This is a genomic window from Rhizobiaceae bacterium, assembly GCA_023953845.1.
GTDB lineage: Bacteria > Pseudomonadota > Alphaproteobacteria > Rhizobiales > Rhizobiaceae > Arvimicrobium.
Genome location: JAMLJC010000002.1, coordinates 536,422 through 558,531, shown reverse-complemented (window position 1 = coordinate 558,531; position 22,110 = coordinate 536,422). Strand labels below are relative to the sequence as shown.

Genomic DNA, 22,110 nt, shown 5'->3' with positions numbered 1-22,110 from the left:
TAGGTTTAACGCTTGCTTGCCCGAAAACATAAAAGGCCGCGCAAATCGCACGGCCCTGACGAGCGGGATTCAACCCGGACTACTTGACGCGGGCGACGCCGTTCATGATCTCGATGGTCTCGGAACCGGTCAGCGCCTCACGGTCGCCGTTCGGCAGCGTCACGAAGCAGCCATTGGGGCAAAAATCCAGCGTCTCGCCCGCCGCGATGGAAAGCTCGCTCTTGTCGCCCCCCTCGGTGACGACAATCGTGCGTGGCTCGCCATCCTTGTTGACCGCAGTCGCAGACATCGCCGCATTGGCCGCTGCGACAAGCGCGGCAAATCCGATCAGCAGCTTCTTCATGTTCGTCACGGTATCTCCTACCGCCTCTTTGCCTGGTCGACGGCCAATCCGTCGCACGTAACCTTATAGGAGAAGCAAGCTGAACGGCAACTGAACGGCCGACCCTTCATGCCGGGCCGGCGTTGGACGACGCCGCACCTTTCGCCTGACCGGCCGGCGCGGTGTCCCGCTCTTCAGCCGCCGGGTCCATATGGTCGACTTCGGCGCGCGGCGTCGACGGTATGATCAGGCCGGCCCGGTCGAACGCGGTCAGCACCTGAAAGCGGATATCGTTCTGCACCGTGCCGCCATTGGTGATGTCGGCAAGGAAGACGCGTATCTCGAACTCCAGCGCCGCCGGTCCGAAATTCGCGAAAAGCACGAAGGGCTCGGGATTCTTCAACACCATCGGATGGGAACGCGCGATCGCGAGCATGACCTCGTGCGCCTTCTTGGCGTCGCAGCCATAGGCAACGTTCACCTTGATGTCGACACGGCCGAGCCTGTTGCGATGCGTCCAGTTGCCGACAGCCGCATTGATCAGCAGCGAATTCGGCATGATCATCGTCTGGCGCTGGAAGGTCTCGATCTCCGTCGCCCGCACGCTGATCTTCTTGACTGTGCCCGAGACATCGCCCGCAACCACCCAGTCGCCCACCTTGAACGGGCGTTCGGCCAGCAGGATCAGACCCGAGACGAAGTTCGACACCACGTTCTGCAGGCCGAAGCCGATGCCGAGAGACAGGCCGCCCGCGATCAGGGCGAGGTTGGAAAGATCGAGCCCGGCAGCCGAAATGCCGACGACGGCGGCAAGCGCGAAGCCGGCATAGCCCACCACCGTCCTGATCGAATTGCGAACGCCGGCATCGACCCGTCCCCGCGCCATCACCGAGCCGTCGAGCCATCCCTGGAACCAGCGCGTCAGGAAGTATCCCACGACGAAGACGAGCAGGCCGGTCAGGATGCCCGTGATCGAGATGCTGATCGAGCCGATCTGGATTCCGGTAGCAAGCTTGTAGATCCAGGCACGCAGGTCGCCCGGCTGGAACCCCCAGATCAGCAGCGCGAGCGGCACGAAGATGGCCACGATCAGCAGGTTGATCGCCATGCTCAACGCAAGACCGAGTTGATCGAGCGTCGCTTCGTTCATATGCCCCCGGGCGGCGAGCCTCCGGCCGAACACCGTATGCGCGAACGCGCCTTCCTCGCTGATCTCGCGCGCCGACAGAAAGCCGATATAGGCAAGCAGGACCATCGTTCCCGTCACGACGATCTGTATCGAGACGAAGAGCGCCAGTCCTATGTAGCCGAGCAGCGAGGTCAGCACCGTGAAGCCGCCGATGGCGAAGAGGAAACCCCGCAGCCAGCCCGGCCAGGGACGCCAGCGCCCTTCCGAATCCCTGAACGGCCGGATCAATCCGATGAGGATCATCAGCAGGCCGATGATGATCGTGGCGATGAAGCTGCGTACTATGGTGATCGACAGCGGCGAGCCCATCTGCTCGTTGACTTCGCCGAGGAACATGCTCACGCCGAGCACGACAGCCATGGCGGTGGCCATGCCGATCAGCCAGCGGCCGGGAGTCGGCTCGACCTCGATCAGGCGCCAGTTCGGCAGGGACGGCGAAAGGGCAGCGCGCGTCAGCCTGTTGACGCAGAAAATGACGAGCAGGACATCCGACAGCGATTTCAGGAAGACTCCGATATCCCCGCGCAAGACGTTGAAATAGTGGAAGAAGAACGCCGTGGACGTGAAGAAGACGGCAAGCGCCAGCGTCGGCAGCAGCGTCGACCAGAAAACGACCGACAGCCGGCTGAGATAGCTGGGGTCCTCCACCATGCGGTCGGGCTCGATCAGCCGGCCAACCAGCCGCCGGCCGCCGACCATCAGGATCGCAGCAGCCAGAAGCGCGAGGAAGGTCGCCGCAAGCACCGCCTGGAACTTGAACTGGAAGACGAAGCGCAGCCATGACGAGACGGAACGGTACAACTGGCTGAGTTCGCGCTGCGCATCCGCCGCGGTCTCCGTTCCGAACGCGTCGACCAGATCGTAGCGCGCGGTCAGTTGCCGCCTGAACAGATCGCTCCGCAGCGTCGCGACCCTGTCGAGCAGGTTGCTGACGCGGATCGACAGGTCCTCCGCTTTGCCGAGCAGGACATTTATGTCGGCCTTTTCTGCCTGAAGCGCCTTCCGTTCGTTCGACACGATCTCGGATTCAGGCGGTTGCCCGTCTGCGGGCGGCGCGCCGAGCTGTTCGAGTCGGCTGTTGATCTCCGCCAGCCGCGGCCTGAAGGCCACGCCGCTCTGCAGAAGCTCGGTCGCCATTTCCTCGAGGCCGAGGCGGAGCTCCACCAGTTTCTCGTCGCTGTCCCCGCTTGCGTCGATCCGAGCCGCTATGGCGTCCGCGCGCCTGGCGATCTCGCTAAGAACGGCCTGCTGCGTCGCGACGATTCCTGCTCCCTGCTGCGTCAGCGGCGTCTCGTCCTGTGCCGTCACCGGCAGTGCCGACGCCAGAAGCACAAGCATGAGCGCGATGCTGCGCAGGAAGATGGTCAGCCGGTTCGTCAAGCCGTGAATCACCGCGAAGGGTCGGTCGAAGTGGCGGATAGTGTTAGAGACCGGCGGCGCGGCCGGCAAGCGACGATGCCCTGCGAACGAGGTCGGGCAAGCGATATGTCATGGCGCAAAATTGGCCTTCGCGCCCGGATCGCGTCTATAGTGTCCGGACGGCCGATTTGAGGATGGGGCATGGCGGAATATTCAGCCCTCGCGCTGCTGAAGAACGCGTTCTCGGGAAACCGGGACTGGAAGCCGGCATGGCGCAAGCCGGACCCGAAGCCGAGCTACGACGTCATCATCATCGGTGGCGGCGGGCACGGGCTATCGACGGCCTATTATCTCGCCAAGGAGCACGGCATCACCAATGTGGCGGTGCTGGAAAAAGGCTATCTCGGCTCGGGCAACGTCGGCCGCAACACGGTCACCATCCGTTCGAACTATCTCCTGCCGCAGAACATCCGCTTCTACGAACATTCCATGAAGCTCTGGGAGAACCTGTCCCAGGACCTGAACTACAATGTGATGTTCTCCCAGCGGGGCGTCGTCAATCTCGGCCATTCGCCTGCGCAGATGGACGACTATGCACGCCGCGGCAACGCCATGCGGCATGAGGGCGTCGACGCCGAACTGCTCGATGCACGGCAGCTCAAGCAGCTCATGCCGGGACTCGATGTCAGCCGTTCGGCGCGCTTTCCGGTGCTTGGCGGCCTGATGCAGCGTCGCGCAGGCACTGCCCGGCACGATGCCGTCGCATGGGGCTATGCGCGCGGCGCAGACCGTCGCGGCGTCGACATACTGGAAAACTGCGAAGTCAACGGCTTCCTCAAGGACGGCGACCGTGTCGTCGGCGTCACGACGTCGCGCGGCGAGATCCGGGCGAAGAAGGTTGCCGTCGCCGTCGCCGGCTCGACCGGCCATGTGATGCGCATGGCCGGCGTCGAGGAGTTGCCCATCGAGAGCCACGTCCTCCAGGCTTTCGTGACCGAATCGATCAAGCCCTTTCTGGACACGGTGGTCACCTTCGGAATGGGTCATTTCTACATCAACCAGTCGGACAAGGGTGGGCTGGTTTTCGGCGGCGACATCGACGGCTACAACAGCTACGCGCAACGCGGAAGCCTGCCCGTCGTGGAAGACGTCATGAGCGAGATGGTCGCCTTGTTTCCCAGCCTTGCGCCCCTGCGTCTGCTGAGATCATGGGGCGGCATCATGGACATGTCGATGGATGGCTCGCCGATCATCACGACCGGCCCTCTGCCCGGCATGTACCTCAATTGCGGCTGGTGCTACGGCGGCTTCAAGGCCACTCCGGCATCGGGATTCTGCTTCGCTCACACCATAGCGAAGGATGAGCCGCACGAATTCAACGCCCCCTTCCGGCTGGATCGGTTCCATCGCGGGACGGTCATAGACGACAAGGGCCAGGGCGCCACGCCCCGGTTGCACTGAGCCATGCTGATCACCTGCCCCTACTGCGGCCCGCGCGACGTTTCCGAATACACCTATCAGGGAGACGGAAATCGCACGCGCCCCGATCCCGCTTCCACCGATCAGGAAGCCTGGAACCGCTACGTCTACGACCGCGTGAACATCGCCGGCGAGCACAATGAGATCTGGCAGCACTCCGGCGGCTGCCGGGCGCATCTGGCTGTGACGCGCTCCACCCAGACGCACAAGGTTTCGCGTGTTTCCTTTGTGCGCGAGACCGGCCACGCCCTTCATGAGCGGCACGCCGTGGCGGGAGAGCCGCGATGAGCCCGCGCCGCGCTGCCGCCGGCGGCCGCATCGACCGCAGCAGGACGGTCTGTTTCACCTTCGACGGCCATGCCTGCAACGGCCATCCGGGCGATACGCTCGCCTCGGCGCTGCTTGCCAACGGCGTCAGGCTCTTCGGCCGTTCGTTCAAATATCATCGTCCGCGCGGCCTTGTTTCCGCTGGCATCGACGAGCCCAACGCGCTGGTCACGGTGCTGCGGGGGGCCGTGCGCGAGCCGAACGTCCCGGCGACGACCGTGGAGATATTCGACGGCCTCGTCGCGGTCAGCCAGAACCGCTTCCCTTCGCTCGCCTTCGACGTGAACGCCATCAACCAGCTGGGCGGCAAGCTGCTCGGCGCCGGGTTCTACTACAAAACCTTCATGGGGCCGGCGATCGGGCCGCTGAAGGGCACCCGCTTCTGGATGTTCTGCGAGCATTTCATCCGCCGCGCGGCAGGTCTCGGCCGCGTCGGCGATGCCGCCGACACAGCCCGCTACGAACGCGTCAACGCCTTCTGCGACGTGCTTGTCGTCGGCTCCGGGCCGGCGGGGCTGATGGCTGCCCGTGCCGCGGCCGAGAGCGGCGCGCGCATCATACTCGCCGAATTCGACCCGACATTCGGCGGTTCCACGAAATGGTCGGGCGAAACGATTGGCGACCGGCCAGCCGACCTTTGGGCCGAGTCTGTCGTCGACGAACTGCGTGCCATGCCCAACGTCACGCTGCTGCCGCGCACTCAGGTCTGGGGCTACTATGACGACAACACGCTTGCCGCGCTGGAACGTGTCTCCGATCATAAGGCGGCGCCCGGCATCGGCGAGCCGCGGCACCGGAGCTGGACGATCCGCGCCGGCAAGGTCGTCCTGGCAACGGGATCGCTCGAACGTCCAATCGTCTTTCCGGGAAACGACCGCCCCGGAGTGATGCTCGTATCCGCAGCCCAACGCTTCGCGGCCGAGTACGGTATCGCAGTGGGCGCGAAGGTCGCGCTCTTCGTCAACAATGACAGCGCTTATGCGGCCCTTGGCGCATTGAGGGAAGCAGGCTCCGGGATCGTGTCAGTGATCGACGTCCGCGCCGAAATTTCGCCCGCAGCGCGTGCGGCGGCGAACGTCGCCGGTGTCGAGGTGCTGGCCGGCCACGCTGTCGTCGGCACCGAAGGCGGCAAGGCGCTGTCCGGCATCAAGGTCCAGCCGTTCGATGCGGGCAGCCGGACGATATCGGGCGACACCCGCACCATCGCGGCGGACGCGCTGCTCGTGTCGGGCGGCTGGTCGCCGACGCTGCATCTGGCGACTCAGGCCGGCGGCAAGGCGCTGTGGCATGAAGAAATCCAGGCCTTCGTCCCGCCCGAGCCGCACCAGAACTGGGTCTCGGTCGGCGCGGCTGCGGGTTCCTTCTCCGCCGTGGAAGCCATCGCGCAGGGCGCAGCCGCCGGTCGCGATGGCTCATCCGACGACGAAGTCCTGCCCGAAGCAGAGCCCACGGCCTTGCTGTCGCGCCCTGCCCCGGTGTTCGAGATCAAGGCCAAGGGCAAGGCTTTCGTCGATTTCCAGCACGACGTGACGGCGGACGATGTGCGCCTCGCGCATCGGGAAGGCTTCGTCTCCGTCGAGCATCTGAAGCGCTACACCACGCTCGGCATGGCGACGGACCAGGGCAAGACGTCGAACGTGCCGGGCCTCGCCATCATGGCGGAAACGACCGGCAAGCCGATCCCGGAGGTCGGCACCACCCGCTTCCGGCCGCCATACGCCCCCGTCTCGCTCGGATCGATCGCGGCGGAACGCTTCGGCGATCTCAAGCCCGACCGGTTGACGCCGATGCACGACTGGCATGTGTCGCAGGGCGCGGAAATGATGCCTGCAGGCCTCTGGTTCCGCCCACGCATCTACGGCCACCCCGGCGAGACGATCGAGCAGGCCTATGTCCGCGAGACGCGGGCCAGCCGCAACGAAGCGGGCATCGTGGACGTGTCGACCCTCGGCAAGATCGCCGTTCAGGGGCCGGATGCAGCCGAATTCCTCGACCGCGTCTACACAAACATCTTCTCGACCCTGCCGGTCAACAAGGCCCGGTACGGTCTGATGCTGCGCGAGGACGGGCTGGTGCTGGACGACGGCACGACGTGGCGGCTCGGCCAGCACGATTTCCTGATGACCACGACCACGGCCAATGCCGGCAAGGTCATGCAGCATCTGGAGTATCTGCTGGATGTGATCTGGCCGGACCTGAAGGTGCACCTGACCTCAGTCACCGACCAGTGGGCGGGCGCGGCCATCGGCGGCCCACGCGCGCGGGAAATCCTCGCTGCCTGCGTCACGGGCACGAAGGTCGACAACGAGGCCCTGCCCTTCATGGGTATCGTCCACGGCGAGATCGACGGCGCGCCGGTCATGATCTGCCGCCTCTCTTTTTCCGGCGAGATGGCCTTCGAGGTCTATAGCGGCGCTGGCCACGGCCAGCATGTCTGGGACGCGCTGCTTCGTGCAGGCCGTCCGTCCGGCCTCGTTCCCTATGGCCTTGAAGCGCTCGGCACGATGCGTATCGAGAAGGGCCATGTCACGGGTTCGGAGATCGACGGCCGCACTACCGCGCGCGACCTGCATCTCGACTGGATGCCGTCGAAGAAGAAGCCTTTCGTCGGCTCGGCCATGATGGACCGCGAGGGGCTGACCGGACCGAACCGGTTGCAGCTGGTCGGCCTCGTTTCGCTCGACGGCCGCGCGTTGAACGGCGGCGCGCATATTGTCGAGCGCGCCGATCCGGAGGCGCCCGCCAACTCGCTCGGCCACGTCACGGCCACCTGCTACTCGCCTTCGCTGGGCAAATATATCGGGCTGGCGCTGGTCAGCGGCGGCAAGACGCGTCGCGGCACCCGCGCCTTCGTCTCCGATCCGCTGCGCAAACGGTTCGGTCCGGTGGAAATCGTGAGCCACCATATGTTCGACCCTGAAGGAACGCGTATGCATGGCTAGCCAGAACGGGATTGAGCAGGTTTCGCCGCTCGGCGCGGCTTACAAGCCCGGCGCTCACGGCAATGTCGGCGGGTCGGCGGGCGTGGTTCTTTCGGAACCGCAGCCCGGCTCCGTCGTGCAGCTCGCTGCCTGGCGCGGGCAGGAGAAGGTGTTGATAGCGCTTGTCCAGGATATTTCCGGCCTCGAGCTCTCCGACGGAGCCGGGGCGGGCGTCGCCGAAAAGACGAAAGCCGCCTTCGGCTTCGCGCCCGGAAAATTCATGGTCATCGAGGAGGAGGAAGGCGTTTTCGCCAGATACGCCGCCGCCATGCTTCAGGATGTCGGCGCCGTGACCGACCTTTCGCACGGCCGGACTGCATTCCGCATCGCCGGCCCGAAGGCGGAATGGGTGCTGTCGAAACTCTTCGCGATCGACTTTTCGCTGACGGCCTTCCCGTTGGGAGCGGGTCGCTCGACCACCCACCACGAGATCTTCACGCAAATCCAGCGCACCGGCGAGGAGCAGTTCGACCTCTACGTGTTTCGTTCATTCGCCCGCAGCTTCTGGAAGATGCTCGGTCACGCCGCGGAGGAAGTGGGCTACGAAGTCGTCTGAGCGGCAGCGGGTCTGCCCGTGACATGCCACGTCAGTCGTGGAAGCTCGCCCATTCGTCGAGCGGCGCGCGCCCGGTCCTGAGATCGTTCTCCGGCTTGGCGACATCCTCATAGCCGAGCGCCATGCCGCAAACCACGACCTCTTCCTCGCCGATCCCGAGCACTGGCCTGATCTGCCGATGATACGGCGCAAACGCCGCTTGCGGGCAGGTGTGCAGTCCCCTCGCCCGCGCCGCGACCATGATGTTCTGCAGGAACATGCCGTAATCGATCCACGACCCGGTGTTCAATCGCCGGTCTATGGTGAAGATCATGCCGACCGGCGCATCGAAGAACACGAAATTGCGATCGTGCTGCTCGCGCATGCGCTCGACCTCGCGGCGCGCAATGCCGAGGTGTCCGTAGAGTGCAAAACCGACGGTCCGCCGGCGCGTGAGATAGGGCTCGAAGAACTGGTCGGGATAGTACTTGTATTCGTCCCAACCCGCCTTCTCGGCACGAATGCCGGAGTTCAGGATGGCGTCGGAAATCCGCTGCTTCGTCTCGCCTTCGACGACATAGACCCGCCACGGCTGCATGTTGGTGCCGGAGGGAGCGCGTGCCGCCACTTCCAGGATCTGGCGTATCGTCGCCCGGTCGACCTCGTCCGGGAGGAACGCTCGCACGGAACGCCGCGACACGATCGCGTCATCCACCACACCTACTTCGTCGAGAGGCAAATGCTCCCTGCCCGGTGCCAGCACGTGCCACTCCTTTGGATACGGCCCCTCGATCCGCTGCGCTCCGGCGCACTTTCGCCGCATGCCATGGCATTGCGAAGCCGCCCGTGCAAGCGAATCCATTCCGCTGGCATATGAAATTCTCCTTGAAAATTTCATGACAAACGTGTGGATGAAAATTCGGCAGGATTTTTCATGACCTCGATCGCGCACAAGAACGGAATGAATGACGTGCTGACCGCGGCGGACATGCTCGCGCGCGACATCCGTGCGTTGCGTCGAAGCCGGGGGCTGACGATCGCGGAACTCGCGCTGAAGCTCGGCCGCTCGATCGGCTGGATAAGTCAGGTCGAGCGCGGATTGTCGCAGCCGTCCATCGAGGATTTGAGGCGTCTTGCCGATGTTTTCGGCGTTCCGCTCAGTATCTTCTTCGGACACGAGGCCGCGACGGAGCCCGAGCGCGGCGTTATCGTTCGCGCCGGGCATCGCCGTGCGCTCGGATCGAGCGAGTCGGGATTGACCGAGGAACTCCTCTCGCCCGATCTTGGTGGCAGCTTCGAACTCATCCGCTCCGAATTCGCGCCCGGCGCCGAAAGAAGCGTCCAGGCGCAGCGGCAAACAGAAGACGCCGGCTACGTCGTTTCGGGATGCCTGGACCTTGAGATCGCGGGAACGTGGCACAGTCTCGGCGAAGGCGACAGTTTTCGTTTCAGCAACAAGACCTACCGTTGGCGAAACGCTGGCGACGTGCCGGCGGTGGTCATCTGGGTCGTCAGCCCGCCGGTGTATTGAAGGAGGACAATATGGCCGAACTCCCCTCCCACGCGCGCGTCGTCATCATCGGCGGCGGCGCTGTCGGCGTTTCCTCGCTCTACCATCTCGCCAAAGCGGGCTGGACCGACTGCATCCTCCTGGAAAAGAACGAATTGACGTCCGGCTCCACGTGGCATGCGGCCGGCAACGTGCCGACCTTCTCGTCCTCCTGGTCGCTGATGAACATGCAGCGCTATTCTGCCGAGCTCTATCGCGGGCTGGCCGCGGAAGTCGACTATCCGATGAACTACCACGTCACGGGCTCGATCCGGCTCGCGCATAGCAGGGAGCGGATGCGCGAGTTCCAGCGCGCCAGGGGCATGGGCCGCTATCAGGGCATGGCGATCGATGTCATCGGGCCGGACGAGATCAGGACTAAATATCCGTTCATCGAGACGCATGATCTCGCCGGCGCGCTCTACGATCCGAATGACGGCGACATCGACCCTGCCCAGTTGACGCAGGCACTGGCCAAGGGCGCGCGCGACCTCGGCGCAAAGATCGTCCGTTTCTGCCCGGTGACGGCGGTGCGACGCGACCGGGACGAATGGGTGATCTCGACAGCGCAGGGCGAGATCCGCTGCGAATACGTCGTCAACGTCGCCGGCTATCGCGCCGCCGAGGTGGGAAAGATGTTCGGCCGCGACATCCCGATGATGGTGATGAGTCACCAATACATCCTGTTCGACGAGATTCCGGAACTGAAGGCGTGGTCGACCGAGGTCGGGCACAAACTGCCGCTGCTGCGCGACGTCGATAGTTCCTATTATCTGCGGCAGGAAAAGTTCGGCATGAATCTCGGGCCCTACGAGAAGAACTGCCGCGCGCATTGGGCCGCCTCCGATGATCCGATGCCCGACGATTTCTCCTTCCAGCTTTTCCCGGACGATCTGGAGCGGCTGGAATGGTATCTCAGCGACGCCATCGCGCGCGTGCCGATCCTCGGCACGGCCGGCCTTTCCAAGGTCATCAACGGGCCGATCCCTTACGCGCCGGACGGCAACCCGCTGATCGGGCCTATGCCGGGCGTGCCTAATGCCTTCGAGGCCTGCGTCTTCACCTTCGGCATCGCGCAGGCGGGCGGCGCCGGAAAAGTGCTGGCCGAATGGGTGACGGAAGGTCGGACGGAATGGGACATGTGGTCGTGCGACCCGCGCCGCTTCACGGCCTTTGCCGCCGCGCCCGACTATGCGGTGGCAAAGGGGCTGGAAGTCTACGGCCACGAATATGCCATCCATTTCCCTCGCCATGCCTGGCCAGCGGCGCGCGGACGAAAGCTCTCGCCGATCCACAACCGCATCGCGGCTCTTGGGGGCCAATTCGGCGTCTTCAACGGCTGGGAGCGCGCCCTGTGGTACGCCCAGCCGGACGATGACACGTCCGAAGCCGCGACGCAGACCTATGATCGCGACGGCCCGTGGCAGAAGCGCGTCCGCGAAGAGTGTCTCGCGGTGCGCGATGCCGCCGGCATTCTCGACCTCCCCGGCTTCTCGCGCTTCCGCCTGAAGGGACCGGACGCGCGCGACTGGCTTTCGACACTCATCACTGGCGTCGTGCCGAAGCCCGGCCGTATCGGCCTCGGCTATTTCGCCGATGATTCCGGCCGGATCGTCACCGAAATGTCGATCATGGCTATCGAAGAGGATTTCTTCTTCCTCATCACCGCGGCCGTCGCGCAGAGCCATGACTTCGAGTGGCTTCTGAAGCATCCGCCGCAAACCCATGCAATGACTCTGGAAGACGTCACCGAGAATTTCGCTTGCCAGATCCTCACAGGACCGAAGGCGCGCGACATCCTCGCCGACGTGGCCGATGCGGATCTTTCATCGCCATGGTTGTCGCACCAGTCCTGCCAGATCGCCGGCGAATGGCTCCAGCTCGTCCGCGTCTCCTTCGCCGGAGAACTCGGCTGGGAGCTGCACACGCACACCGGCAGCACCGCCAGGGTCTTCGACGCCGTGTGGGATGCGGGCCAAAAACATGGACTGAAGCCGTTCGGCATGTTCGCGCTGGATTCGCTGCGTCTTGAGAAGGGCTATCGAGCCTGGAAACAGGATCTTTCCACCGACTATACGATCCTGCAGGGCGGTCTCGAGCGCTTCGTCAAATGGGACAAGCCCGACTTCAAGGGTAAGGCGGCGCTTCAGAACGAGAAGCAGCAGGGCGTGGCAAAGCGTTTCGTCACGCTGGTTCTGGACGAAGCGGGCGACTGCGACGCGCCCTATATGTCGACGGTATGGCACGGCGGAAAGATTGTGGGCGAAACCTTGTCAGGAGGTTTTGGCCACAGGGTGGACAAGGCAATCGCGCTCGGCATGCTGCGTGCCGATCTGGCCGAGCCCGGCACCCGCGTCGATATCGAAATCTTCGGCGCGCGGTGCCCGGCGACGGTGCAACCCGACGAGCCCCTTTGGGACCCCAAAAACCTGAGACTGAAAGCATGACGAACACACCGCATCCTGATCGCACCTTCGGGGCGTTCCTTTTCGACATGGACGGCACGATCCTGAGCTCTATCGCCGCGACGGAGCGCGTCTGGTCGAGCTGGGCGCGCGGCTACGGGCTCGATGTGGCGGCATTCCTGCCGACCATTCATGGCGTCCGCGCCAGCGAGACCATCGGCCGCCTCAACCTGCCGGGCGTCGACCCGCAGCGCGAAGCGGAGATTGTCCTTCGCGCCGAGCTGGAGGATGTGGACGGGATCGTGCCGATCTCCGGCGCGGCCGACTTCCTCGCCATGCTGCCCGCCGATCGCTGGGCCGTCGTCACCTCGGCGCCGCGTGAGCTCGCCAGGCGCCGGCTTGGCGCGGCCGGCCTGCCATTGCCGCCGCTGATGATCAGCGGCGAGGACGTGACGAAAGGCAAGCCCGCGCCCGATTGCTTCCTTCTGGCCGCGTCCCGCCTCGGCCAAAGGCCTGAAGACTGCCTTGTCTTTGAAGATGCCCCGGCGGGCATCGCGGCTGCGGAGGCGGCCGGCATGACGGTGGCGGTCGTCACCGCGACCCATTCGCACGGCGCGAACGTCCCGCATCCGACCATCGCCAGCTACGAGACATTCGGCGTACGGACGGACGACGCAGGCCGGCTTCTCATCGCCGCGCGCCTGAACGCTTTTGTAGAGATGGAGCCCTGACGATGCCCCGGCCCTCTTCCCGCATCAGCGGCATCATTCCTTCCGGCAAGGACGGATGGGAGGTGCACTTTGCCGCCATGACCCGCAAGCAGGCCGGCGAGGACATCATCATGCTCTCCGTCGGCGACCACGATTTCGACAGCCCGGCGGAAACGGTGGAAGCCTGTGTCACGGCCCTGCGTGCGGGCCACCATCACTACACGCAGCTTCCCGGCCTGCCTCGGCTGCGCGCCGCCATGGCCAAGGTATCCACCGAGGCGACCGGTGTCGAAACCGATGCGGCGCAGGTCATCGCCACGCCGGGTGGCCAGGCCGCGCTTTATGCCGCCGTGCAGGCCACGCTTGATCGCGGCGACCACGCCATCGTCGTCGCGCCGTACTACGCCACCTATCCCGGAACCTTCCGCGCCGCGGAAGCCGAATTCACCGTCGTCGAGACCCGCGCCGAAAATGGTTTCCAGCCGGATGCGAAGGCCATCGCGGCGGCGATCCGGCCCAACACCCGCGCCATCCTTATCAACAGCCCGAACAATCCGACCGGCGCCATCTATACGCGACAGTCGCTCGAAGCGCTTTCTGCGCTCTGCATCGAGCATGATCTCTGGTTGCTCTCCGACGAGGTCTACTGGACGCTCGGCGGCGGCGAACATATCTCGCCGCGTTCTCTTCCCGGCATGGCGGAACGCACGCTCGTCATCAATTCCATGTCTAAAAGTCACGGCATGACCGGCTGGCGCATCGGCTGGTTGACCGGGCCTGCGGATATGATCGCACTACTGATCTCGCTGAATCTGGTGACCACCTACGGCCTGACCGATTTCGTCTCGCATGCTGCGTCGGAAGCACTCGAAAATGGCTATGGCGTCAAGGAGATAGCGGAAACCTATGGCCGGCGTCGCAAGGTGCTTCTCGATGCCATGCGCGGCACGAACGACATCGTCGTGCGCGGTTCGGACGGCGGCATGTATGTGATGCTCGACGTGCGCGCCGTAGAGCCGGACTGCGAGAGATTCGCATGGACGCTTCTGGAAGCGGAGAAGGTTGCGGTCATGCCCGGCGCGAGCTTCGGCGAGGCCGCCGCCGGCCACGTCCGCATCAGCCTTTGCCAGTCGGAAGAGGTCCTGCAGGAAGCCGCGAGCCGTCTGCGGCGGTTCGTCTCCTCCTATCGCCGGGTCGCCGCATGAGCGCGCTTCCGCCAAAGGCTCGCGCGGTCATCATCGGCGGTGGCGTTTCCGGCTGCTCCGTCGCATATCATCTGGCCAAGCTCGGCTGGACGGATGTCGTTCTGCTCGAACGCAAGCAACTGACCTGCGGCACGACATGGCATGCCGCCGGGCTGATCGGTCAGTTGCGCGCTTCGCAGAACATGACGCGGCTGGCAAAATATTCCGCCGATCTTTACGTGAAACTGGAAGCCGAGACAGGCGTCTCCACCGGCATGCGTCAGGTCGGCTCGATCAGCGTCGCGCTGACGAAGGAGCGCAAGCACGAACTCTATCGGCAGGCTTCTCTGGCCCGGGCCTTCGATGTCGACGTGCGTGAGATCTCCCCGCAGGAAGTGAAGGAGATGTACCCGCATCTCAACGTCTCCGACGTCGTCGGCGCGGTCCATCTGCCGCTGGACGGCCAGTGCGACCCCGCCAACATCGCCATGGCGCTGGCCAAGGGAGCCCGGCAGCATGGCGCGAAGATCGTCGAGGGCGTCAAGGTTTCCGCCGTTCACACCCGAAACGGCCGCGTTTCCGGCGTCAGCTGGGACAAGGACGGCGAGCAAGGCACGATCGACACCGACATCGTTGTCAACTGCGCCGGCATGTGGGCGCGCGAGTTCGCGCTGCAAAACGGCGTGACGATCCCCTCCCACGCCTGCGAACACTTCTATCTGATCACCGAGCCGATCCCCGGCCTGTCGCGCCTGCCTGTGCTGCGCGTGCCGGACGAATGCGCCTACTACAAGGAGGATGCCGGCAAGATGATGCTTGGCGCCTTCGAGCCCAAAGCGAAACCCTGGGGCATGGCCGGCATTCCCGAAAGCTTCTGCTTCGACCAGCTGCCGGAGGACATGGAGCATTTCGAGCCCATCCTCGAAATGGGCGTCAACCGTATGCCGATGCTGGCGACCGCCGGCATCCATACCTTCTTCAACGGCCCCGAAAGCTTTACGCCGGACGACCGGTATTATCTCGGCGAAGCCCCGGAGGTCGGCGGCTACTGGATGGCCACGGGCTACAACTCCATCGGCATCGTCTCGTCCGGCGGCGCCGGCATGGCGCTGGCGCAATGGATGAACGACGGTGAGCCGCCCTTCGATCTCTGGGAGGTCGACATCCGCCGCGCCCAGCCCTTCCAGAAGAACCGCCGCTATCTCAAGGAGCGCGTCACCGAGACGCTGGGCCTGCTCTATGCCGACCATTTCCCCTACCGGCAGGTCGCCACGGCGCGCGGCGTGCGGCGTTCGCCGCTGCACGAGCATCTGAAGGCGCGCGGCGCGGTTTTCGGCGAGGTTGCCGGCTGGGAGCGCGCCAACTGGTTCGCCCGGGAGGGACAGGAGCGCGAATACCGGTACTCCTGGTGGCGGCAGAACTGGTTCGACAACCAGCGCGAGGAGCATCTGGCCGTCCGGAACGATGTCGGCCTGTTCGACATGACCTCCTTCGGCAAAATTCGCGTCGAGGGCCGCGACGCGCTGCGTTTCCTGCAACGGCTTTGCGCGAACGATCTGGACGTCGAGCCCGGCCGCATCGTCTATACGCAGATGCTGAACGGGCGCGCGGGCATCGAAAGCGATCTCACCGTCACGCGGCTCTCCGACACCGCCTTCTTCCTCGTCGTCCCCGGCGCGACGCTGCAGCGCGACCTTGCATGGCTGCGCCGGCATCTCACGGACGAATTCGTCGTCATCACGGATGTGACTGCTGGCGAGGCGGTTCTCTGCCTGATGGGGCCTAAGTCGCGCGACTTGATTCAAAAGGTGAGCCCGAACGATTTCTCCAATGATGCCAATCCGTTCGGAACGTTTCGTGAGATCGAGATCGGCATGGGCCTCGCCCGCGCGCATCGCGTCACCTATGTCGGCGAACTCGGCTGGGAACTCTACGTCTCCACCGATCAGGCGGCCCATGTCTTCGAGGCGATCGAGGAGGCCGGAGCGGGTTTCGGACTGAAGCTCTGCGGGCTTCATACGCTGGATTCCTGCCGCATGGAAAAGGCTTTCCGCCATTTCGGCCACGACATCACCGACGAGGACCATGTGCTGGAAGCCGGTCTCGGCTTCGCGGTGAAGACTGCCAAAGGCGACTTCATCGGCCGTGACGCCGTGCTGAAGAAGCGCGAAGCCGGCCTGTCGCGCCGGCTCGTCCAGTTCCGTTTGAAGGAGCCTGAGCCCCTGCTTTTCCACAATGAGGCGATCGTCCGTGACGGCAGGATCGTCGGCACGATTACCTCAGGCAATTATGGGCACCATCTCGGCGGCGCGATCGGCCTCGGCTACGTGCCCTGCACCGGTGAAAGCGAGACGGATGTGCTCGGCTCGTCCTACGAGATTGAGATTGCAGGCGAGCGCTTCGCTGCAGAGGCTTCACTGAGGCCGATGTACGACCCCAAATCCGAAAGAGTGCGGGCCTAGAAGCGCCCTACCCGCTTCTTCACCCTTCCAAGAAACCGCTCCCGTGTCTCCGCCGTCGATTTGTCCATGTTGTAATGCGCGAGATACATGGTGCGGCAGCCTTTGCCTGTCAGCGCCCACATTCCGCGCAGCAGCGTCTTGCGCCCCGGCTGCCCGATCAGAACGGAGAGCCACCACGGCGCGCCGCAGGTGGTAACGACGCCGAGCTTGCTTATATGGGTCATCAGCGAGACGATGGGACCGTCTCCCTTGGGCAGTTGAAATGCCACATCTGTCGCCCAGACACGGTCGAGCCAGCCCTTCAGCATTGCCGGCAACCCGTACCACCAGGTCGGATAGACGAAGATGATCGCTTCCGCCCAGCCAAGATGCGCGAAATGCGCCTTCAGCACCGGGTCCTCGGAGGCGCGTTCATTGTAGTGACGTCGTTCCTCCGCCCCCATGACCGGCTCGAAACCCTCGGCATAAAGGTCGACCAGCCGTACCTCGTCTCCTTTTTCCCGCAAAACCGAACACACCGTGTCGCGCAACGCCGCGCCAAAGCTCTCCGGCACCGGATGGCAGTAGACGACCAGTGTACGCATTCAGAAAGCGTCCATGCGCGCGGCGACTTTCCGCATGAAGGCAGCGCGGGAAGCGTCGGTCGAAAGGTTCATCGAATAATGCGCCGAGAAACCCACCGGCGCGCCGGGCTTCACCGTCGAGCGCATCAGCCGGTGGATCAGCTTGCGCGGCGGATTGCCCATGAGCCATGCGCGGAACCGGCTGCCGCCATAGCTGGTCACCGCCTCGACCTTGCGGATATTGTGAAGCATCGGTCGGGCCTTCCCATCGACCAGCCGGAACGACACGCCGGGAAGGAATACGCGGTCGAAAAAGCCTTTCAATATGGCCGGATAGCCATAGTTCCAGACCGGGAAGCAGAGCACCAGCCCTTCGGCCTGCCGCAAGCGCTCGACATATTGTCTGACCGGCTCGATATTGCGCTCGGTGTCCTGATAGGCGATGCGCTCGGCCCGTGTCAGCCGCGGATCGAAATCCTCCGCATAAAGATCGCAGTCGTCGACGACATGACCGCGCGCCGTCAGCCGCTCCACGATCATGCGGTGAAGGGCGGCGTTGAAACTGGTCTCAACGGGATGCGCGTGAAGGACGAGAATTTTCATGCGTGGCAGGACAGAGGGGGTGTGAAAGATCGCCGGTCGAGCATGAGATGGTTACGCCACCCTCTCCAGTCCCTTGAACAGGAAGGTCCTGCCAGTGCGATAATCGTAAGTCGGATCTTCCCACGCGATCATCTTGCCCGGATTGAGCAGCCCCTGCGGATCGGCCTCGCGTTTGAAGGCAAGCTGCACCTCGTCCGTCTGCTTCATACCACCCTCCTCCAGCGTGTAGCGGTGCGGGTTGAAGATCGGACAGCCATTCTCTTCGAAGATGCGGATGATCTCGTCCAGCCGCTCCTCTGTGGTGAATTTCACCAGCGGCAGGCCGAAACAGGTGATGTCGCCGTCGAAGCGCACGAACTCCAGATGCGAGAACACCTCGCCGGGGAACATCCCGTCCATCTTCTCCACCAGCGCGAGATGGTTCGGGAACGGATAGAGCGACTGCAGATAGGTGATCGACGGGTCGATGCGCAGCGCCCGCAACGTCGTGTGGTTCCAGGCAAGTTCATAGGCAGGCGGCAGGCCTTTGCGATCCTCCTCGGAGGCGGCCGCCGCATTGTAGACGACCGCGCCGCCAGTGCGCCGGGTGAAGGTGAGGAATGCGTCCAGCGAATGCGGCGCAACCATGCAGACGCAGACGCTCATGTCTTCCCGGAAGAACTTTTGGTGCCGCTTGAGATAAAGCCATGGCACAGGCGCGGAAATCGGCGTGATCAGCTTGGTGAGAATGCCGTCCTGACGTCCAAGCGCATTGCCGAAACGCGCTGCGTCCATGAAACTGTCGAAACCCACGATCACGTCCACCCAGTCATAAGCGGTCGTCAGCGGCATCTCGACTTCGGTGATGATGCCGTTGGTTCCATAAGCGTGCGTGACCTTGTGGAGGTCCTCGCCCGTCAGGTCGAGCACGCGCGGCGCCGCCTCCATGGTTACCACGCGCAGGCGCAGGACATTGCCGAAGTCGCGCAGTCCACCGAAATTGATCGAGCCGACGCCCCCCGAGCCGCCTGCGACGAAGCCACCGATCGAAGCCGTCGCATAGGTCGACGGGAACATGCGGAACTCTTGATTCGACTGCGCTCGCGTCTCGCGATCCACCTTCGCCATGACCGCGCCGGCGCCGCACACCACGCGGCCAGGGGCGATCTCCTTGATTTCCGTGAGTTCCGAAAGGGACAGGACCACGCCGCCCGACAGCGGCATGGCTTGGCCGTAATTGCCCGTGCCCGAGCCGCGCGGCGTCACCGGTACGCCGTGCTTGTAGCATGCGGCCAGGACGCGGATCACCTCCGCCTCGTCTCGCGGGGAAACGACGATTTCGGCGGTGACATGGTCAAGCTGACGCTTCAAAACCGGGCTGTACCAATAGAAATCCCGACTCTTCTGCTGCACGATCTTGTCGTTGTCCTCGATCCGGATACCCTCCAGCTCCCGCCTCAGCGCTGCAATATCCATCAGTTCCACTCCATGAGATCGTCGAGCTCGTGATAGTCAGGCAGGACGCGTTCGATCGCCTGCCCGTCGCGCACGACGATGCGATCCGATTCCGGCCGCGACAGCAATTCGGTCCAGTTGCGTCCGCGGAAGATGACAAAATCCGCACGCCCGCCGGCATGGAGCGAACCCGCATCGCCGAGCCGCATGATGCCGGCCGGGGTCGCGGCCGCCGCACGCGGCCAATCGCCGACGGGATGGTCCAGATGGAGGATGCGCGTAGCCTCGCGGTAAACCTCCAGCATGTCGAGGTCGCCATAGGCGTAGAACGGGTCACGCGTGTTGTCGGAGGCGACGGCGACCGGAATGCCGCGCGCTTTCATCTCGTGCAGCAGCGTCACGCCGCGCCAGCGCGGCGTCGTGCCGTCCTGCCGGCGATCCTGCAGGTAGAGGTTACACATGGGCAGCGACACGACGGCAAGACCCGCTTGCGCGACCTCGTCCAGCGTCTCCAGCACGACCGCATCCGGCTGGCGCGCCAATGAGCAGCAATGGCCGACGAGCACCTTGCCCTCAAAACAGTTCCGCCTGACAGCTTCTGCGATCTTCCGCAGAGAAACTGCCTGCACATCGTCGGTTTCGTCGGCATGGAAATCGAGGTCGAGCCCGTTCTCCATGGCGAGGCGAACGATGACATCCAGCAATTCGTCCAGATCCGGGACCATATAGGTCACGGCACCGAGGACGCCGCGCGCATCCGCCACGCGCTTCGCCAACCCCGTGAACCAGTCGCGGTTGCGAACGGCCTCGATGCCCATCAGACAGGAAGCCTGCAACTCGATCCGCCCGCGCCAGCGTTCTCGCATTTCCTCGAAGACCGGCCAGGAGATCGCGTCCTGCGGCGGGTCGCTGTCGATATGGGTGCGGATTGCCTTGGTGCCGTGGGCGTAGGCGGTGCGCAGGGCAAAATCCATGCGCCGTGACACGTCCTCGGTGGACCAGCGCTGCGTGCGGTCGACGCCGTTGGCCGTCAGCGCGCCGGCGAAGCTGCCGTCCGGATTGGGCGAGCGCGGCCAGATATGCCCCTTGTCCAGATGCGTGTGGCAATCGACGAAACACGGCATGACGATACGGCCGGCAAGATCGATGGCATCCGAGGATCGGCTGTCTTCTCGCGACGGCTCGATCGACACGATCTTGCCGGCAGCCACGCCTATATCCACCAGCAGAAAGCCGTCGCTGCCATGGTCGGCCGGCAGGTCCGGTGTCAGGGAACCGTGCAGCCGCACGCGCGAGAGCTTATAGGTTCCATCGGAAGGAATCGCCTGCGCGATCATGCGGGGCTCACCGCTCCTGCTTGAGCGCGCTCTCGTGCCAACGGCGCAGGATGAGGTGCGACACGAGCGACAGCACCAGGAAGATCACGATGCCGGTGAAGGAGATCAGGATCAGCGCTGCAAAGAGGCGCGGCGCGTTCAGCCGGTACCCCGCCTCGATGATGCGCGAGGCCAGCCCCGAGGATTGCCCGCTGGAGCCGGCAACGAACTCCGCCACCACCGCGCCGATCAGCGACAGGCCGCCGGCGATCTTCAAGCCGCCGAGGAAATACGGCATCGCCGCCGGCAGGCGCAGGTGCCAGAGCTCCTGCCATCTTGTCGCGCCGTTCAGCTTGAACAGGTCGCGCAGATTGCGGTCGACCGAATTCAATCCCAGCGTCGTGTTCGACAGGATCGGGAAGAAGGCGACGATCCAGGCGCAAAGCAGAAGCTTGGCCGTCTGGTTGTCGACATAGATGTTGATCAGCGGGAAGATCGCGACGATCGGCGTGACCTGCAGCACGATGGCGAAGGGGAAGAACGACATCTCCACCCATTTCGACTGGGCGAACAGCACCGCCAGCCCGACACCGCCGACAACGGCCAGAAGCAGGCTGAGAAATGTGATCTTCAGCGTCGTCAGCAGGGAGCCGAAAAGCAGTCCGGCATCCGTGAACAGCGTCTGCAACACCACGCCCGGGCGCGGCAGGATGTACTGCGGAATCTCGTTCCAGACGCAGATGCGGTCCCACAGCCAGATCGCGACGATCATGATCGTCAGCGGCAGCAGCCACTTGCCTACGCTTTCGAACCGTTGATTGCGCAGCCTGCGCGCTTCATCGGCATCGAGCGCCGGCACGGCACGACCGCTTTCAATGGCCGTCATAGCCGCCTCCCGCATGCATCGCGCCGGCAAGCACGTCCGACGCCTCCCGGCAGAGAGCCGCATAGTCGGCCGATGTGCGAAATGCCTCGTCGCGCGGATAGCCTGCATCGACTGGCACTTCGTCGAAAATCCTTCCGGGCCGGGCCGCCATCACCACGATACGGCTGGACAGGAACGCGCTCTCGAACACGCTGTGCGTGACGAAGATCGTGGTAAAACGCGCCTGCTCCCAGAGTTCCAGGAGGTCGTCGTTCAGCCGGAAGCGGGTGATCTCGTCGAGCGCCGCGAAAGGCTCGTCCATCAGCAGCAATCGGGGCTCCGTCACCAGCGCCCGCGCGATCGAGACGCGCATCTTCATGCCGCCGGAAAGTTCTCGCGGCACCGCTTTTTCGAAGCCGTCGAGGTGCACCCGCGCCAGCATCTCGCGCACCTTGGGCGCTGCGACGCTGCGCGAAACGCCGCGCAGGCGCAGCGGCAGCCAGACATTGTCGAAAACGCTCGCCCAGGGTAGCAGCGTCGGCTCCTGGAAGACGAAGCCGACGGCATCCGCCCCCACCTGCCGGTGCCATTGCAACTGGCCGGATGTCGGGGAGGACAGGCCGGCGATCAGCCGCAGCGCCGTGGATTTGCCGCAGCCGGAAGGGCCGAGCAGGCTCACGAAATCGCCCTCGCCGATCGTGAGATCGACGTTGGAGAGAGCCGTGACTCCATTCGAGAAGGTTTTTCCGACCGAGCGCAGTGACAGCAGCGGCGTCGAGCCGCTGCTGTCAGCCGCCGACGACCGGACAGCCGCTTCCGACAACATA

18 protein-coding genes are annotated in these 22,110 nt (G+C 64.3%); 9 read left to right on the top strand and 9 right to left on the bottom strand.

The window, feature by feature from the left end:
• Nucleotides 1-79: 79 nt before the first annotated feature.
• Nucleotides 80-343: a hypothetical protein gene (locus M9955_24665; protein MCO5084840.1), complete on the bottom strand. Its 264-nt coding sequence runs from the start codon at nucleotides 341-343 to the stop codon at nucleotides 80-82.
• A gap of 106 nt (nucleotides 344-449) precedes the next feature.
• Nucleotides 450-2,849, bottom strand: a complete 2,400-nt coding sequence (locus tag M9955_24660; GenBank protein ID MCO5084839.1) for a mechanosensitive ion channel — start codon at nucleotides 2,847-2,849, stop codon at nucleotides 450-452.
• Nucleotides 2,850-3,071: 222 nt separating this feature from the next.
• On the opposite strand from M9955_24660, the gene M9955_24655 reads away from it, so the two are divergent.
• From M9955_24655 to soxG, 4 genes are read left to right on the top strand one after another with little or no spacing between them, the layout of a single operon-like run.
• Nucleotides 3,072-4,331 (top strand): sarcosine oxidase subunit beta family protein, encoded by a 1,260-nt coding sequence (locus M9955_24655; GenBank protein ID MCO5084838.1) that lies wholly within the window; start codon nucleotides 3,072-3,074, stop codon nucleotides 4,329-4,331.
• Nucleotides 4,332-4,334: 3 nt separating this feature from the next.
• The gene (locus M9955_24650) at nucleotides 4,335-4,637 is read left to right on the top strand and encodes a sarcosine oxidase subunit delta (GenBank protein MCO5084837.1); all 303 of its coding nucleotides are present in this window, start codon (nucleotides 4,335-4,337) and stop codon (nucleotides 4,635-4,637) included.
• Complete coding sequence (locus tag M9955_24645; GenBank protein MCO5084836.1) at nucleotides 4,634-7,618, top strand: sarcosine oxidase subunit alpha family protein; 2,985 nt, start codon at nucleotides 4,634-4,636, stop codon at nucleotides 7,616-7,618. Before M9955_24650 ends, M9955_24645 begins: the two co-directional genes overlap by 4 nt.
• Nucleotides 7,611-8,213, top strand: a complete 603-nt coding sequence (gene soxG, locus M9955_24640) for a sarcosine oxidase subunit gamma family protein (GenBank protein ID MCO5084835.1) — start codon at nucleotides 7,611-7,613, stop codon at nucleotides 8,211-8,213. Before M9955_24645 ends, soxG begins: the two co-directional genes overlap by 8 nt.
• 31 nt (nucleotides 8,214-8,244) lie before the next feature.
• On the opposite strand, the gene M9955_24635 is transcribed toward soxG, so the two are convergent.
• Nucleotides 8,245-8,955, bottom strand: a complete 711-nt coding sequence (locus M9955_24635) for a nitroreductase (GenBank protein ID MCO5084834.1) — start codon at nucleotides 8,953-8,955, stop codon at nucleotides 8,245-8,247.
• A gap of 171 nt (nucleotides 8,956-9,126) precedes the next feature.
• On the opposite strand from M9955_24635, the gene M9955_24630 reads away from it, so the two are divergent.
• Genes M9955_24630 through M9955_24610 form a run of 5 tightly spaced genes read left to right on the top strand, consistent with a single transcriptional unit; the run spans nucleotide 9,127 to nucleotide 16,502 of the window.
• Nucleotides 9,127-9,723: an XRE family transcriptional regulator gene (locus M9955_24630; protein MCO5084833.1), complete on the top strand. Its 597-nt coding sequence runs from the start codon at nucleotides 9,127-9,129 to the stop codon at nucleotides 9,721-9,723.
• A gap of 11 nt (nucleotides 9,724-9,734) precedes the next feature.
• Nucleotides 9,735-12,188 carry an FAD-dependent oxidoreductase gene (locus M9955_24625; protein MCO5084832.1) on the top strand — a complete coding sequence of 818 codons (2,454 nt, stop codon included), beginning with the start codon at nucleotides 9,735-9,737 and terminating at the stop codon, nucleotides 12,186-12,188.
• Nucleotides 12,185-12,877, top strand: coding sequence for an HAD-IA family hydrolase (locus M9955_24620; GenBank protein MCO5084831.1), 693 nt, complete (start codon nucleotides 12,185-12,187; stop codon nucleotides 12,875-12,877). The genes M9955_24625 and M9955_24620 overlap by 4 nt, the downstream gene beginning before the upstream one ends.
• Before the next feature lie 2 nt (nucleotides 12,878-12,879).
• The gene (locus M9955_24615) at nucleotides 12,880-14,061 is read left to right on the top strand and encodes a pyridoxal phosphate-dependent aminotransferase (GenBank protein MCO5084830.1); all 1,182 of its coding nucleotides are present in this window, start codon (nucleotides 12,880-12,882) and stop codon (nucleotides 14,059-14,061) included.
• Nucleotides 14,058-16,502 (top strand): FAD-dependent oxidoreductase, encoded by a 2,445-nt coding sequence (locus M9955_24610; protein ID MCO5084829.1) that lies wholly within the window; start codon nucleotides 14,058-14,060, stop codon nucleotides 16,500-16,502. Before M9955_24615 ends, M9955_24610 begins: the two co-directional genes overlap by 4 nt.
• Here the strand turns inward: M9955_24610 and M9955_24605 are convergent.
• The 6 genes from M9955_24605 to M9955_24580 are packed head-to-tail and all read right to left on the bottom strand — an operon-like array spanning nucleotide 16,499 to nucleotide 22,109.
• Complete coding sequence (locus M9955_24605; protein ID MCO5084828.1) at nucleotides 16,499-17,086, bottom strand: NAD(P)H-dependent oxidoreductase; 588 nt, start codon at nucleotides 17,084-17,086, stop codon at nucleotides 16,499-16,501. The two genes, M9955_24610 and M9955_24605, sit on opposite strands and share 4 nt — an antisense overlap.
• The gene (locus M9955_24600) at nucleotides 17,087-17,668 is read right to left on the bottom strand and encodes an NAD(P)H-dependent oxidoreductase (GenBank protein ID MCO5084827.1); all 582 of its coding nucleotides are present in this window, start codon (nucleotides 17,666-17,668) and stop codon (nucleotides 17,087-17,089) included.
• Nucleotides 17,669-17,719: 51 nt separating this feature from the next.
• Complete coding sequence (locus tag M9955_24595) at nucleotides 17,720-19,123, bottom strand: FAD-binding oxidoreductase (GenBank protein ID MCO5084826.1); 1,404 nt, start codon at nucleotides 19,121-19,123, stop codon at nucleotides 17,720-17,722.
• Nucleotides 19,123-20,439 (bottom strand): cytosine deaminase, encoded by a 1,317-nt coding sequence (locus M9955_24590; GenBank protein ID MCO5084825.1) that lies wholly within the window; start codon nucleotides 20,437-20,439, stop codon nucleotides 19,123-19,125. Before M9955_24590 ends, M9955_24595 begins: the two co-directional genes overlap by 1 nt.
• Before the next feature lie 7 nt (nucleotides 20,440-20,446).
• Nucleotides 20,447-21,304 carry an ABC transporter permease gene (locus M9955_24585; protein ID MCO5084824.1) on the bottom strand — a complete coding sequence of 286 codons (858 nt, stop codon included), beginning with the start codon at nucleotides 21,302-21,304 and terminating at the stop codon, nucleotides 20,447-20,449.
• Nucleotides 21,291-22,109, bottom strand: a complete 819-nt coding sequence (locus M9955_24580) for an ABC transporter ATP-binding protein (GenBank protein MCO5084823.1) — start codon at nucleotides 22,107-22,109, stop codon at nucleotides 21,291-21,293. The genes M9955_24585 and M9955_24580 overlap by 14 nt, the downstream gene beginning before the upstream one ends.
• Nucleotide 22,110: the final 1 nt, after the last annotated feature.

Coding starts and splice junctions, on each gene's coding strand:
- M9955_24655 (MCO5084838.1), top strand. CDS start 3,072: ATGGCGGAATATTCAGCCCTCGCGCTGCTGAAGAACGCGTTCTCGGGA.
- M9955_24600 (MCO5084827.1), bottom strand. CDS start 17,668: ATGAAAATTCTCGTCCTTCACGCGCATCCCGTTGAGACCAGTTTCAAC.
- M9955_24595 (MCO5084826.1), bottom strand. CDS start 19,123: ATGGATATTGCAGCGCTGAGGCGGGAGCTGGAGGGTATCCGGATCGAG.
- M9955_24625 (MCO5084832.1), top strand. CDS start 9,735: ATGGCCGAACTCCCCTCCCACGCGCGCGTCGTCATCATCGGCGGCGGC.
- M9955_24660 (MCO5084839.1), bottom strand. CDS start 2,849: ATGCTTGTGCTTCTGGCGTCGGCACTGCCGGTGACGGCACAGGACGAG.
- M9955_24580 (MCO5084823.1), bottom strand. CDS start 22,109: ATGTTGTCGGAAGCGGCTGTCCGGTCGTCGGCGGCTGACAGCAGCGGC.
- M9955_24620 (MCO5084831.1), top strand. CDS start 12,185: ATGACGAACACACCGCATCCTGATCGCACCTTCGGGGCGTTCCTTTTC.
- M9955_24665 (MCO5084840.1), bottom strand. CDS start 343: ATGAAGAAGCTGCTGATCGGATTTGCCGCGCTTGTCGCAGCGGCCAAT.
- M9955_24630 (MCO5084833.1), top strand. CDS start 9,127: ATGACCTCGATCGCGCACAAGAACGGAATGAATGACGTGCTGACCGCG.
- M9955_24645 (MCO5084836.1), top strand. CDS start 4,634: ATGAGCCCGCGCCGCGCTGCCGCCGGCGGCCGCATCGACCGCAGCAGG.
- M9955_24605 (MCO5084828.1), bottom strand. CDS start 17,086: ATGCGTACACTGGTCGTCTACTGCCATCCGGTGCCGGAGAGCTTTGGC.
- M9955_24615 (MCO5084830.1), top strand. CDS start 12,880: ATGCCCCGGCCCTCTTCCCGCATCAGCGGCATCATTCCTTCCGGCAAG.
- soxG (MCO5084835.1), top strand. CDS start 7,611: ATGGCTAGCCAGAACGGGATTGAGCAGGTTTCGCCGCTCGGCGCGGCT.
- M9955_24585 (MCO5084824.1), bottom strand. CDS start 21,304: ATGACGGCCATTGAAAGCGGTCGTGCCGTGCCGGCGCTCGATGCCGAT.
- M9955_24610 (MCO5084829.1), top strand. CDS start 14,058: ATGAGCGCGCTTCCGCCAAAGGCTCGCGCGGTCATCATCGGCGGTGGC.
- M9955_24590 (MCO5084825.1), bottom strand. CDS start 20,439: ATGATCGCGCAGGCGATTCCTTCCGATGGAACCTATAAGCTCTCGCGC.
- M9955_24650 (MCO5084837.1), top strand. CDS start 4,335: ATGCTGATCACCTGCCCCTACTGCGGCCCGCGCGACGTTTCCGAATAC.